Origin of the sequence: Streptomyces sp. NPDC102406 (assembly GCF_044765725.1) — a bacterium.
In the GTDB taxonomy this organism is placed as follows: Bacteria; Actinomycetota; Actinomycetes; order Streptomycetales; family Streptomycetaceae; genus Streptomyces.
In genome coordinates this window covers 891,072-904,351 of sequence record NZ_JBIWKP010000001.1, presented here as the reverse complement: position 1 = coordinate 904,351, position 13,280 = coordinate 891,072, and the positions used below count along the sequence as shown (strand labels likewise).

Genomic DNA, 13,280 nt, shown 5'->3' with positions numbered 1-13,280 from the left:
GTGCGAAGGGGGACGTGCCCGCCTCGCCGTCACCCCGTGTTCATCTCTCAGGGAAGGACGTGCCCGTTGGGCGGGCGCTCGCGCCACAGGCGCAGTCCGACGTCGACGAGTTCCACCCGGGGCAGGTCGGTGACGGCGGCGAGGTCGTGCCAGGCCGCCATGTCCGTGGAGCCGCCCTGCTCGTGGCGGAGGGTCCCGCCGGTGACGGTGGCCTCGTAGACCAGGCGCAGGCCGTGGAAGTCGGCGACCGAGCCGAGCTTGCGGGGGTAGCGGCGCAGGACGGAGTGGACGCCGAGGAAGGTGACGGGCTCGACGGCGTAGCCGGTCTCCTCGTCGACCTCGCGGACGACGGTGTCGTAGGGGTCCTCGCCGTGGTCCATGCCGCCGCCGGGCAGGGTCCAGCGCCTGCTGCCGTCACCGGCGACCCAGCGGGCGAGCAGGACCTGATCCTCGCGCACGCACACGGCGTACGCCGCGACCCTCAGCTCTTTGTGCATCCCCCGACGCTAACGGAGAGTTCATGATCTCCACGGAGTGTTCAAGGACCGGCAGGACTACGTCCCGGTAGCGGGCGTTCTGTCCCCCATGGCGTATGGCGGAAGTACGCCATGGCCTCATCCCGCCTCGGACAACTCTCCCCAAACCATGGTCACTTGCGTAAAGCTGAGCGGTCATCCGGCACCGAATTCCGGAGCCCTTCGAACACACCCTTGTTGTCCCACCTTCACGTACAGGGATGCTGATGACCCCCGATCCCCAGCGCGCACCCATATCCGGCGCGAGACGCGCGGCCCGCCTCGCGGCCGCCGCCGGTCTGGTGGCCGCGCTCACCGCGGCCGGGCCGATACCCATGGCCCTCGCCGCCGACGCGACCCCGGCGGACGCCACTCCGTCCGCCGACCCCGCCGTCAAGGCCGCCGGCGCGAAACTCGGCGCGCACGACGCCGAGCTCCTCGCCGACGCGAAGGCCGACGGCAAGAAGAACGTGACCTTCATGGTCGCCACCGCGCCCGGCGCCACCGAGCAGGTCGCCGCGCAGCTCGACGCCGTCAAGGGCGCCTCCGTGGGCCGCACCTACGACAAGCTCGGCTACGTCCGGGCGACCGTGCCGACGGGCCGGGCCGACGCCGCCATCGAGGCCGCCGAGAAGCTCACCTCCGTGCACGGCATCGACCTGCGCCAGGAGATCGAGCTCGACGACCCGACCCCGGCCGCGGACACCACCAAGGACGCGTCGCACAAGGCCTCCGGTGCATACAGCGGGCCCGGCAGGAACACGCCGGCCAAGAACCCGTACAACCCGTCCTTCGAGACGGGCGCCGTCGACTTCGTGCAGGACAACCCGAGGGCCGACGGCCGCGGTGTCACCATCGGCATCCTCGACTCCGGCGTCGACCTGGGCCACCCCGCGCTCCAGAAGACGACGACGGGCGAGCGCAAGATCGTCGACTGGGTCACCTCGACCGACCCGATCGTCGACAGCGACGCCACCTGGCGGCGGATGAGCACCCAGGTGGCCGGCCCGACGTTCAACGTCAACGGGCGTACGTACAAGGCCGCAGCGGGCTCGTACGGGTTCAACATCTTCTCCGAGGCGGCCACCGCCGGAGGCGACGCCAAGGGTGACGCGAACCGGGACGGCGACACCACCGACACCTGGGGCGTCCTGTACGACGCCGCCGCGGGCACGGTGACCGTCGACCTGAACAACAACGCGGACTTCACCGACGACACCCCGATGAAGCCGTACAAGGACGGCTACCAGATCGGCTGGTTCGGCACGGACGACCCGTCCACCGACGTCGTCGAGCGGCAGCCCTTCGTCGTGGAGATCCGCAAGGACGTCCCCACGGACCCGTACGGCGGCGACTGGGTCGGCAAGAAGGCCGACTTCGTCAACATCGGCGTCATCGAGTCCGAGCACGGCACGCACGTCGCGGGCATCACCGCCGCCAACGCGCTGTTCGGCAACAAGAACATGAACGGTGCCGCGCCCGGCGCCAAGCTCGTCTCCTCGCGCGCCTGCACCTGGACCGGCGGCTGCACCAACGTCGCGCTCACCGAAGGCATGATCGACCTCGTCGCCAACCGCGGCGTCGACATCGTCAACATGTCGATCGGCGGCCTGCCCGCGCTGAATGACGGCAACAACGCCCGTGCGGCGATATACACGCGCCTCATCGACACCTACGGCGTGCAGCTCGTGATCTCCGCGGGCAACTCGGGCCCCGGCGCCAACACCATCGGCGACCCCGGCCTCGCCGACAAGGTCCTCTCCGTCGGCGCCTCCATCTCCAAGGAGACCTGGGCCGCCAACTACGGCTCCCAGGTGGAGAAGGCGTACGCGATGATGCCGTTCTCCTCGCGCGGCCCGCGTGAGGACGGCGGTTTCGCGCCGGTCATCACCGCGCCCGGCGCGGCGATCAACACGACCCAGACCTGGCTGCCCGGCTCGCCGGTCGCCGAGGCGGGCTACTCGCTGCCGGCCGGCTACTCCATGCTCCAGGGCACGTCAATGGCCTCGCCGCAGGCCGCGGGCGCCTCCGCGCTGCTGCTGTCCGCCGCGAAGCGCGCCCACATCGACCTGACCCCGGCCGACCTGCGCACCGCGCTCACCTCGACCGCGAACCACATCAAGGGCGAGCAGGCGTACGCCGAGGGCTCCGGGCTCATCGACATCGAGGACGCGTGGGACGCGATCGAGGACGGGGCGAGCGCGCACACGTACACCGTGAAGGCGCCCGTCGACACCGCGATCGACGACGCGCTGAAGACGCCGGGCTTCGGCACCGGCATCTACGACCGCGAGGGCGGTCTGAAGGCCGGGCAGAAGAAGACGTACGACGTGACCATCACGCGTACGTCGGGCTCGTCCAAGCCGGTGCTGCACAAGCTGTCGCTGAAGAACAACTCCGGTGACACGTTCCGCATCGTCGGCTCCAGCCGTGTGCTGCTTCCGCTGAACAAGGCCGTCACCGTGAAGGTGCAGGCCAGGCCGGAGTCGGCCGGGCTGCGCAGCGCCGTCCTGGAAGTGGACGACCCGAAGACCGAGGGCGTCGACCAGCAGATCATGGCGACCGTCGTCGTCGCCAAGCCGCTGGCCGCGCCGTCGTACACCTTCACCGCCAAGGGCTCGGTGCAGCGCAACAGCACCACGTCCTACTTCCTGACGGTGCCCGAGGGCGCCAAGGCGCTCCAGGTGCGGATGAGCGGGCTGAAGGCCACGAGCCAGACCCGCTTCATCTCGATCCACCCCTACGGCGTCCCGGTCGACGAGACGTCGACGCCGAGCTGCTACCCGAACTACGAGAACCCGGCCAACACCTGCCGCCCGGACCTGCGTTCCTACGCGGACCCGCAGGCCGGTGTCTGGGAGATCGAGGTCGAGTCGCGCCGTACGTCGCCGCTGCTCGACAACCCGTACACGCTGGACGCCGCCGTGCTGGGTGTCTCCTTCGACCCGGCCGTGCGGACGCTGCCCGAGGCGAAGGTCGGCACGCCGGCCCGCGTCGACTGGAAGGTGACCAACACCTTCGCCGCCATCGACGGCGGGAAGCTCCAGGGCGGCCCGCTCGGCTCGTCGAAGTCGGCGCGCCCGACCATCGCGGACGGCGCCACGCAGACGTCGACGGTCGAGGTGCCCGCGGGCTCCGACAAGCTGAACGTCTCCATCGGCAACGTCTCCGACCAGGCCGCCGACCTCGACCTGACGGTCAAGAACGCGGCCGGCACCGTCGTCGCGACGTCCGCCGACGGTGACTCCGAGGAGGCCGTCAGCATCCCGAAGCCGGCCGCCGGTACCTACACGATCGAGGTGGCGGGCTACTCGGTGCCGTCCGGTTCGACCGCGTACGACTACGTCGACGTCTTCTTCTCGCCGGCCCTCGGCTCGGTGAAGGTCGACGAGGCGAAGGCCGTCAAGCTGGCCAACGGCGCCTCCACCGACGTGGCCGCCGAGGTCGTCGCCGCGGCTCCCGCGCCGCAGGGCCGTGAGTTCTTCGGCGAGGTGCGGCTGCTGAACGAGCGCGGTGTCGCCGCGGGCGTCGGCAGCGTGAAGATCGAGAAGGTCACCGAGTAAGCGCGGGTGGCTTGAGCGCGGGGGCGGTCGCCGGTGGCGACCGCCCCCGTTCATGTGTCTCACGCGTTCCGAGGCGGCCCGTCGTCGCACGGGATGGAGCGCGAGCCCGGCAGGGCCTTGAGCACCATCGCGCGCAGCGACGCGCGGTCTGCACCCATGGCCCAGTTGTCCGGCTCCCGTCCGCCCACCGGGATGGCGACCAACGGCTGGTCCCCGGTCTTCAAACGCGGGATCGCGTCGTGGTCCATCGGGAACGTGAGCGTCCTCGCCCCGCCCGTCTCCGGTTTGTAGTAGCGCGTGACGCGGAGCGTGATCCGGTCCTGGCCGGTGCCCGGCACCGGCTCCACCCGCACGACCGTGCCCTCCGCGATGGTGCGGGAGCAGGCCACGACGCCCTCCGGGGACAGTTTGGCGCCCCCGCTGCCCGGCACACCGCTGTCGGCGGCCGACTTGCTGTCCCCGGCGTCCGCCCCCATGCCACCGCTCTGCGCGACGGCCCACACCATGACGCTGACCACCGCCAGGCCGCCCGCCGCGACGAGCCCGCCGAGTGCGAGCCGCAGGGGCCTGCGGCGACGTACCGGCGCGGGCGCGGGCGGGCGCAGCGGCTCCGGGTCGCGGCGGGCCGCGAGCGCGTCGCCGAGCCCCTGGACCTGTTCGCGCAGGAGCGCGACGTCGGCCATGACGGCCGCCGCCCCGGGGTCGTCGCGGGGCAACGGCTCCCCGGTGATCGCCGACATCAGGAGCCGGTCCTCGCGTGCGTTGTCGTCCACGTCACACCACCTCCTGTTCGCGCAGCCGCGCCCGCAGCAGACGCACGGCCGTGTGCAGCCGGCTCTTGACGGTGCCCTCGGGCACGCCCAGCTCGGCCGCGATGTCCCGGACCGGCAGATCGGCGTAGAACCGCAGCACGACCACCTGCCGCTGCTGGCCGGGCAGCTCGTCGAGGCCCTGGGCCACCGCGAGGGACAGGACACGGCTGTCGGCGGCGTCCCGGGAGTCCTCCTGGCGCAGCGAGGCGAGCCGCTCCCCGAGGCGTTCCTGGCGGCGGCGCGCCCGGTGCCAGTCCATGGCGAGGTTGGAGGCGACGACCGCCGCCCACGCCGAGACGTCGCGCGGCGCGTCCTGCCCCTTCGCCGCCCGTTCCAGGAGCCGCAGCCGTACCTGCTGGACCCCGTCGGGCAGATCGGCGTACGGCACGCCGCCCAGCGACAGGACGGCCCGCACCCGGTCCTCGACCCCGCCGTCGAGCGGGTCCGGCACGTCCGGTGACCGCCCCCATGGCTTTCTGCGCAGCAATTGCCCCTCCCCTGCCCGCGTGTGCCCTACGACGCGGCAGGACGCCGGAACGTTCGACTCCGTCTGTGGCGAACCCCACGTGTCCCGTACCTCGGACAATCGATTGGACAAGGCGGCCCTGGACAGACACATCATGGACACACCCGCCCGGCCGGATGGCCGCACGCAAGCACGGAGGAACCCTGTGAAGGTCGGAATCGTCGGAGCCACCGGTCAGGTCGGCACGGTCATGCGCAAGATCCTCGTGGAGCGTGCCTTCCCGGTCGACGAGCTGCGTCTGTTCGCGTCGGCGCGCAGCGCCGGGACGGTGCTGGACGGCGTGACCGTCGAGGACGCCTCCACGGCCGACTACACGGGCCTGGACATCGTGCTGTTCTCCGCCGGTGGCGCCACCTCGAAGGTGCTCGCGGAGAAGGTCGCCTCGCAGGGCGCCGTCGTGATCGACAACTCGTCGGCCTGGCGCAAGGACCCCGAGGTCCCGCTGGTCGTCTCCGAGGTGAACCCGCACGCGATCGCGGACCGCCCCAAGGGCATCATCGCCAACCCGAACTGCACGACGATGGCCGCGATGCCGGTCCTTCGCCCGCTGCACGACGAGGCGGGCCTCGAAGCCCTGGTCGTCGCCACCTATCAGGCCGTCTCGGGCTCGGGCCTCGCCGGTGTGGCCGAGCTGCACGGGCAGGCGCAGAAGGTCGTCGCCGAGGCCGACAGGCTGACGCACGACGGCGGGGCCGTCGACTTCCCCGAGCCGAACGTCTACAAGCGGCCCATCGCGTTCAACGTGCTGCCGCTGGCGGGCTCCATCGTGGACGACGGCCTGAACGAGACGGACGAGGAGCAGAAGCTCCGCAACGAGTCCCGCAAGATCCTGGAGATCCCGGAGCTCAAGGTCTCCGGCACCTGCGTGCGCGTACCGGTCTTCTCCGGCCACTCCCTCCAGGTCAACGCCCGCTTCGCCCGCCCGATCTCCGTCGAGCGCGCCACGGAGCTGCTGGGCGGCGCGCCGGGCGTCGAGCTCTCCGACATTCCTACGCCGTTGCAGGCCGCGGGCCAGGACGCGTCGTTCGTGGGCCGTATCCGCGGTGACGAGACGGTCGAGAACGGGCTGTCGCTGTTCATCTCCAACGACAACCTCCGCAAGGGCGCTGCGCTGAACGCGGTGCAGATCGCGGAGCTGGTGGCGCAGGAGCTGTCCGCCAAGTAGGGGGCGGTCTGCCGGATTCTGGCCGTTGCCGGGTGCGCGTCTCGTCGTGGCTGGTCGCGCAGTTCCCCGCGCCCCTGGAGGCATGCGGCTCCGCCGCGGCCCCAGGGGCATGAGGCAGCGCACGAAATGCGCACCTCAGGGGCGCGGGGAACTGCGCGACCAGCCCCCACCGGCCCCGCACCCGGCCACCGTGCTCTCAGGGCCGCCGCACCTCGAAGTGCAGGCAGCCGTACTCCACGGCCCGGACGTGGACCAGGACCACGTCCGGGTCGGCGAACGCCTCGTCGAAGGCGGAGTCGAAGCCGTCCGTCGCGGCGGCGGGGATCTCCAGGAGCCGCCCGCCCGCGATGTGCCCGCGGGTGTCGTAGCGGCGCAGGGTGCGCAGCGCGCCGGCCCTGTCGAACGAGTAGCGGCCGGGGTCGGGGGCGTAGCCCGGACAGTCCTCGGCGGCGGCGTGCAGGAAGACCGGGCCCTGCTCGTCGTACGCGCCGGGTTCGGCGCCCGTCGCCGCGGCCCAGCGGCGCAGCGGCGCGTAGGAGACGAGGGCGATCCGCTCGCCCGCGCGGATCGGCCGCAGGCAGCAGCGCAGCGGGGAGCCCGCGTCGTCGTCGGTGGCGGTGCGGGGGACGCAGGCGCGGCCCGCGTCGTCGGTGGTGCGGAGTTCCTTGAGGGCGGCGGCCCCGATGGGGCGTGCGGTGTACCGGGTCATTCCTCGCAGGGTGGTCCCGCGCGCCCGTGTTCACCGGCGGAAAACGGACATCGCGCTCGTACGTCCCCGCGTGGAAGGATGACCGGAACGTCACCAGCGTAGAACACGTAACCGCACTAGGAGATGACCGCGTGCCTGGCACCAATCTGACCCGCGTAGAGGCGCAGCAGCGGGCGAAGCTGCTCACCGTTGACTCGTACGAGATCGATCTCGACCTCTCCGGCGCGCAGGAGGGCGGCACGTACCGGTCGGTGACCACCGTGCGCTTCGACAGCGCCGAGGCGGGCGCCGAGACGTTCATCGACCTCGTGGCGCCGACCGTGCACGAGGTGGTCCTCAACGGGACCGCCCTCGACGCCGCCGCCGTCTTCCAGGACTCGCGGATCGCGCTGAACGGCCTGGAGCAGGGGCCCAACGAGCTGCGTGTCGTCGCCGACTGCGCGTACACGAACACCGGCGAGGGGCTGCACCGTTTCGTCGACCCGGTCGACCAACAGGCCTATCTGTACACGCAGTTCGAGGTGCCGGACGCGCGGCGCGTGTTCGCGAGTTTCGAGCAGCCGGATTTGAAGGCCACCTTCCAGTTCACGGTGAAGGCGCCCAGCGGCTGGACGGTGATCTCGAACTCGCCGACCCCGGAGCCCAAGGACGACCTCTGGGTCTTCGAGCCGACGCCGCGCATGTCGACGTACGTCACGGCGCTCGTCGTCGGCCCGTACCACTCCGTGCACTCCTCCTACGAGGGCCCCGGCGGGCAGAGTGTGCCGCTCGGCATCTACTGCCGGCCCTCGCTCGCCGAGCACCTCGACTCGGACGCGATCTTCGAGGTGACGCGGCAGGGCTTCGACTGGTTCCAGGAGAAGTTCGACTACGCGTACCCGTTCGCCAAGTACGACCAGCTCTTCGTGCCGGAGTTCAACGCGGGCGCGATGGAGAACGCGGGCGCGGTCACCATCCGCGACCAGTACGTGTTCCGCTCGAAGGTGACGGACGCCGCGTACGAGGTGCGGGCGGCGACGATCCTGCACGAGCTGGCCCACATGTGGTTCGGCGACCTGGTCACCATGGAGTGGTGGAACGACCTGTGGCTGAACGAGTCGTTCGCCACCTACGCGGAGGCCGCCTGCCAGGCGTACGCGCCGGGCTCCAAGTGGCCGCACTCGTGGACGACGTTCGCCAACTCCATGAAGACGTGGGCGTACCGCCAGGACCAACTGCCGTCCACGCACCCGATCATGGCCGAGATCAACGACCTCGACGACGTGCTGGTCAACTTCGACGGCATCACGTACGCGAAGGGCGCCTCCGTCCTCAAGCAGCTCGTCGCCTACGTCGGCGAGGACGAGTTCTTCCGGGGCGTGCAGGCGTACTTCAAGCGGCACGCCTTCAAGAACACGCGCCTGTCCGATCTCCTCGGCGCCCTGGAGGAGACCAGCGGCCGTGACCTGAAGTCCTGGTCGAAGGCGTGGCTGGAGACGGCCGGGATCAACGTGCTGCGCCCCGCGATCGAGACGGACGAGCAGGGCGTCATCACGTCCTTCGCGGTCCGCCAGGAGGCGCCCGCGCTGCCCGAGGGCGCGAAGGGCACCTCGACGCTGCGCCCCCACCGCATCGCGATCGGCCTGTACGACCTCGACGGCGACGGCAAGCTGGTGCGCGGCGAGCGGATCGAACTCGACGTCACGGCGAGCGGGTCGACGCCGGTGCCGCAGCTCGTCGGCAAGCGCCGCCCGGCCGTGATCCTGCTCAACGACGACGACCTGTCGTACGCGAAGGTCCGGCTCGACGAGCAGTCCCTCGCCGTCGTCACGGCGCACCTGGGCGACTTCGAGTCGTCGCTGCCGCGCGCGCTGTGCTGGGCGTCGGCCTGGGACATGACGCGCGACGCCGAGCTGTCCACCAGCGCCTACCTGGACCTGGTGCTCGCCGGTGTCGCCAAGGAGTCCGACATCGGCGTCGTGCAGTCGCTGCACCGTCAGGTGAAGCTGGCCATCGACCTGTACGCGGCCCCGGCCCACCGGGACACGCTGCTCGCCCGCTGGACCGAGGCGGCGCTGACCCATCTGCGGACCGCGGAGGCGGGCAGCGACCACCAGCTCGCCTGGGCGCGGGCGTTCGCCGCGACGGCCCGCACGCCGGAGCAACTGGACGTCCTGGAAGGCCTGTTGGACGGCAGCCGGACCATCGAGGGCCTGGCCGTCGACACCGAGCTGCGCTGGGCGTTCGTGCAGCGGCTCGCGGCGGTCGGCCGGTTCGACGAGACGGAGATCGCCAGCGAGTACGAGCGGGATCGCACCGCGGCCGGTGAGCGGCACGCGGCGACCGCCCGCGCCGCGCGCCCGACACCGGAGGCGAAGGCGGAGGCCTGGGCCTCGGTCGTCGAGTCGGACAAGCTGCCCAACGCGGTGCAGGAAGCGGTCATCGCCGGTTTCGTCCAGACCGACCAGCGGGAACTGCTCGCGCCGTACGCGGACCGGTACTTCGCCGTGGTCAAGGACGTGTGGGAGTCCCGCTCCCACGAGATCGCCCAGCAGATCGCGGTCGGGCTCTACCCGTCGGTGCAGGTGTCGGACGACACCCTGGCGCAGACGGACGCGTGGCTGTCGTCGGCCTCGCCGAGCGCGGCGCTGCGCCGCCTGGTCTCCGAGTCCCGGGCGGGCGTGGAGCGGGCCCTGCGGGCGCAGGGGGCGGACGTCTAGCCCGGTCCCGGTATGCGGGACCGCAGTTCCCCGCGCCCGCCAGGGGCGTGGGGAACTGCGCGACCGGTCCCGACGGGAGCCGCACTCAGCGACGACGGATGCCCCTGCGGCGACACCGCGCCGTCACGCCCGGAGCGCGTCGAGGACCCGCCGCACGCTCGCCCCGTTCTCCGCACCCGCCCGCACGGCCGCCACCACATGCCGTACGGGACGGTCGGCGCCCAGCGCGCACATCACGACGCCGTCCCGCCGGGCCGCCGCCATCCGCGGGACGAGCGCGACCCCCCATGCCCGCCTCGACCATCGCGAGGATCGCCGTCCACCCGGCCGCGCTGTGGGCCTGTTCGGGGACGAACCCGGCGGCCTCGCAGGCGGCGACGGTGATGTCGGACCAGGGCCCGGAGCCGCCGAAGATCCATGGCTCGCCCGCGAGGTCGGCGAGGCGCGGTTCCGGTCTTCCGGCGAGCGGGTGCCCGACGGGCAGGGCCACGTCCAGCGGGTCGGCGAGCAGCGGGACCCGGGTGAACTTCGGGTCGCGGGCGGTCGGCGCGTGCACGGCGAGGGAGAGGGCGAGGTCGACGTCGCCGGAGGCGAGGAGTTCGTAGGACCGGGCCGCCTCCGCCTCGCGCACGCGGACGGTGATCCGGGGGTGGCTGGTGCGCAGCGCCTTCACGGCGGGGACGACGAGCGCGGGTACGGCGGTGGAGAACGCGGCGACCCGTACCGTACCGGCCTCACCGTGCGCGTACTGCTCCAACTCGGCGTCGGCATGCTCCAGTTGGGTGAGGACGGCGTCCGCGTGGCGCAGCACGAGGTGCGCCGCGTCGGTGAGCCTGACCCGCCGCCCCTGGGCTTCGAGGAGGGGCACGCCGAGCTGTTTCGCCAGGTTGGTGAGTTGCTGCGACACGGCGGAGGGCGTCATGACCAGCGCCCGCGCGGTGGCGGTGACGGTGCCGTGCTCGCGCAGGGTGCGCAGGATCAGCAGCTTCTTGATGTCCCACCGGTCGGGCCTCGGCGCGCGCTCACTCATGCGGCACAACGTAACGCGGCCTGCGCTGACGCCGAGCCGACGCTGCGCCCGGAGGAGGTCGAGGCGCGGCGGCGGGTCGCCGCCGGGCCGGGTGCCGCCTCTGATGGAGCCGGAGCTCGGGGCCGTCGCGGCTACGGAAGGGCGGTCAGCCACTCCAGCAGCAGGCGGTTGACCTCGTCGGGTCGCTCCTGCTGGAGCCAGTGCCCGGCCCCGTCGAGCACGTGCGAGGCGACGAGCCCCGGCAGTGTCTTCGGGTAGGCCGCGACGGCGTCGGCGAGCCAGGTCGTGGACGCGTCGAGCGCGCCGCCGATGAAGAGGGACGGCTGAGTGACCGGGGCGCCGTCGTAGGGCTCCAGGTCGGCCCAGTCCCGGTCCATGTTGCGGTAGCGGGCGAGTGCGCCGCCGAACCCGGTGCGTTCGAACTCGGCGGCATAGAGGTCGAGTTCGCTCTCTGTCAGCCAGCCGGGCAGCCGGCCCGCCGGGAAGCGGTCCCGCAGTCGTCCGCCCCGGGTGACGAAGTGCGGGTCGGGGGCGTCGGGCCCCGGCATGGTGTCGGCGGAGAGGGCCGCGTAGAACCCGGCCAGCCAGCCGCGCACGTCGGGCTCGATCTCGGCCTCGGCGCGGCCGGGCTCCTGGAAGTAGGAGACGTAGAACTCCTCGGGGCCGCCCGCCATCCCCGCGAACACCTCGGTGGGGCGGGGTCCGCCGCGCGGCGCGTACGGCACGCTCAGCAGGCCGACGGCGCGAAAGACGTCCGGCCGCAGCAGCGCCGAGGCCGCGGCGATGTTCGCTCCCCAGTCGTGCCCGACGACCACGGCGGACTCCTCCCCGAGGGCGCGCACCACGGCGGCGTTGTCCGCGACGAGCTCCGTCATCCGGTACGCCTCGATCCCGGCGGGCCGCGAGGAGCGCCCGTATCCGCGTACGTCGACAGCGACGGCCCGGTACCCGGCGGCGGCCAGGGCGGGGAGCTGGCGGCGCCAGGAGTACCAGGACTCGGGGAAGCCGTGCAGGAGCAGGACGAGGGGGCCCGAGCCCTGTTCGACGAGGTGGGTGCGGCCTGCCGGGGTGGCGACGAGGCGGTGCACGGGGGCGGCGGTCGGCTGCGTCATGGGGACCTCCGAAAGGGGGGGGCGCTGCGGTTCCCCGATCCTCTCCCCGGCCGCCGCGCACCGTCGCCCCTTGTTGCCGGTCCGGCAAATTCAGCGGCGCCGCGGTGCCTTGCCCGCCGCCGAGGCGAGGACGACACCGGCCAGGATCAGCGCCATGCACAGCACCTGGGAGCGGCCCATCGCCTCGCCGAGCACGGCGTGGGAGAGCAGCGCCACGCAGACCGGTTGCAGGTAGTAGACGCCGCCCGCGCGGGCGGCGCCCACCAGCGCGATGGCCTTGTTCCAGGCGAAGAAGGCGACGGCCGACGAGACGACGCCGACGTACAGGAGCGGGCCGACCGTACCCGCGCGCACCTCGAAGCCGCCTTGCGCGGCCACGCTCACCGCGTACGCGGGCAGCAGCATCAGGGCGCCGAGCACGAAGGTCGCGAACAGGAACGCCACGCCGCCGATCTCCCGGGGTCTGCGGCGCAGCAGGGCGCTGTAGGAGCCGAAGCAGAGCGCGGCGGCGACCACCCACAGGTCGCCGGGGGCGACGTCGGGGGTGGGTGAGCCGTGGCTGACGAGGAGGACGACTCCGGCGCAGGCGAGGAGGGTGCCGGTGACGCGGCGGGCGCCGAGGCGGGCCCCGCCGAGCCGTTCGTACAGCGCCATCAGGACCGGCGACGCCGCCATGATCATGCCCATGTTGCCGGCGGATGTGGTCAGTCCGGCCTGGTTGACGAGGGTGTTGTAGACGGTGACGCCGAGCAGCGAGGCGAGGGCGAGGTAGCCCAGGTGGCGGCGGAGCAGGGCCCGTTGGCGCCAGGCGGCGCGCATCCCGAACGGGGCGAGTGCCACGATCGCGACGATCCAGCGCCAGAACGCGTGCTGGACGGGCGGCACGCTGTCGTGCAGGGCGCGGGAGGTGACGAAGCTGCCGGACCAGACGAGGGTGGCGAGCGCGGCGAGGGCGAGTCCGGCGCCCAGTCCCCCGGCCGCCCGGCCGGGCGCGGCGCTCGGGTCGACGGGGGTACGGGTGCGGTCCAGGACTGCCATCGGGCCTCTCTGCGTCTCTGCGTCTTCGCTGAGTTCATCTCTGCGGGGCTCTGTCTGTCGTGCGGAGCCACCGTCGCAGGGGCCGACCGATCGCGTCCATCGAATCTTTAC

At 72.2% G+C, this 13,280-nt stretch carries 9 protein-coding genes and 1 pseudogene; 3 read left to right on the top strand and 7 right to left on the bottom strand.

The features are described from left to right. Window positions 1-47: 47 nt before the first annotated feature. Entirely contained in the window at window positions 48-497 is a 450-nt protein-coding gene (locus ACIRF8_RS04230) for an NUDIX hydrolase (RefSeq protein WP_404210655.1), read from the bottom strand. A gap of 245 nt (window positions 498-742) precedes the next feature. On the opposite strand from ACIRF8_RS04230, the gene ACIRF8_RS04225 reads away from it, so the two are divergent. Continuing rightward, window positions 743-4,078, top strand: coding sequence for a S8 family serine peptidase (locus tag ACIRF8_RS04225; protein ID WP_404210653.1), 3,336 nt, complete (start codon window positions 743-745; stop codon window positions 4,076-4,078). A gap of 59 nt (window positions 4,079-4,137) precedes the next feature. On the opposite strand, the gene ACIRF8_RS04220 is transcribed toward ACIRF8_RS04225, so the two are convergent. Then, complete coding sequence (locus ACIRF8_RS04220; protein ID WP_404210651.1) at window positions 4,138-4,851, bottom strand: hypothetical protein; 714 nt, start codon at window positions 4,849-4,851, stop codon at window positions 4,138-4,140. 1 nt (window position 4,852) lies between these two features. Continuing rightward, window positions 4,853-5,377, bottom strand: coding sequence for a sigma-70 family RNA polymerase sigma factor (locus ACIRF8_RS04215; protein WP_404210649.1), 525 nt, complete (start codon window positions 5,375-5,377; stop codon window positions 4,853-4,855). A 184-nt stretch (window positions 5,378-5,561) separates the two neighbouring features. Here ACIRF8_RS04215 and ACIRF8_RS04210 point away from each other — a divergent pair, with 184 nt between their 5' ends. Continuing rightward, entirely contained in the window at window positions 5,562-6,581 is a 1,020-nt protein-coding gene (locus ACIRF8_RS04210) for an aspartate-semialdehyde dehydrogenase (protein WP_404210647.1), read from the top strand. Window positions 6,582-6,777: 196 nt separating this feature from the next. Here ACIRF8_RS04210 and ACIRF8_RS04205 read toward each other — a convergent pair whose 3' ends face one another. Further along, window positions 6,778-7,290: a DUF1203 domain-containing protein gene (locus ACIRF8_RS04205; RefSeq protein ID WP_404210645.1), complete on the bottom strand. Its 513-nt coding sequence runs from the start codon at window positions 7,288-7,290 to the stop codon at window positions 6,778-6,780. A 131-nt stretch (window positions 7,291-7,421) separates the two neighbouring features. Here ACIRF8_RS04205 and pepN point away from each other — a divergent pair, with 131 nt between their 5' ends. Beyond that, on the top strand, window positions 7,422-9,989 hold the full coding sequence (gene pepN, locus ACIRF8_RS04200) for an aminopeptidase N (RefSeq protein ID WP_404210643.1): 2,568 nt from the start codon (window positions 7,422-7,424) through the stop codon (window positions 9,987-9,989). Window positions 9,990-10,112: 123 nt separating this feature from the next. Here the strand turns inward: pepN and ACIRF8_RS04195 are convergent. The 3 genes and pseudogenes from ACIRF8_RS04195 to ACIRF8_RS04185 all read right to left on the bottom strand — a co-directional run bounded on the left by ACIRF8_RS04195 (window position 10,113) and on the right by ACIRF8_RS04185 (window position 13,169). Beyond that, a pseudogene (locus tag ACIRF8_RS04195) lies at window positions 10,113-11,019 on the bottom strand (LysR family transcriptional regulator). 131 nt (window positions 11,020-11,150) lie between these two features. Further along, complete coding sequence (locus ACIRF8_RS04190) at window positions 11,151-12,131, bottom strand: alpha/beta fold hydrolase (protein ID WP_404210641.1); 981 nt, start codon at window positions 12,129-12,131, stop codon at window positions 11,151-11,153. A 90-nt stretch (window positions 12,132-12,221) separates the two neighbouring features. Continuing rightward, window positions 12,222-13,169 carry a DMT family transporter gene (locus ACIRF8_RS04185; protein WP_404210639.1) on the bottom strand — a complete coding sequence of 316 codons (948 nt, stop codon included), beginning with the start codon at window positions 13,167-13,169 and terminating at the stop codon, window positions 12,222-12,224. Window positions 13,170-13,280: the final 111 nt, after the last annotated feature.

Excerpts from the sequence above, each read along its gene's own strand:
- ACIRF8_RS04230 (WP_404210655.1), bottom strand. The coding sequence starts at position 497 with ATGCACAAAGAGCTGAGGGTCGCGGCGTACGCCGTGTGCGTGCGCGAG.
- ACIRF8_RS04205 (WP_404210645.1), bottom strand. The coding sequence starts at position 7,290 with ATGACCCGGTACACCGCACGCCCCATCGGGGCCGCCGCCCTCAAGGAA.
- ACIRF8_RS04185 (WP_404210639.1), bottom strand. The coding sequence starts at position 13,169 with ATGGCAGTCCTGGACCGCACCCGTACCCCCGTCGACCCGAGCGCCGCG.
- ACIRF8_RS04190 (WP_404210641.1), bottom strand. The coding sequence starts at position 12,131 with ATGACGCAGCCGACCGCCGCCCCCGTGCACCGCCTCGTCGCCACCCCG.
- ACIRF8_RS04225 (WP_404210653.1), top strand. The coding sequence starts at position 743 with ATGACCCCCGATCCCCAGCGCGCACCCATATCCGGCGCGAGACGCGCG.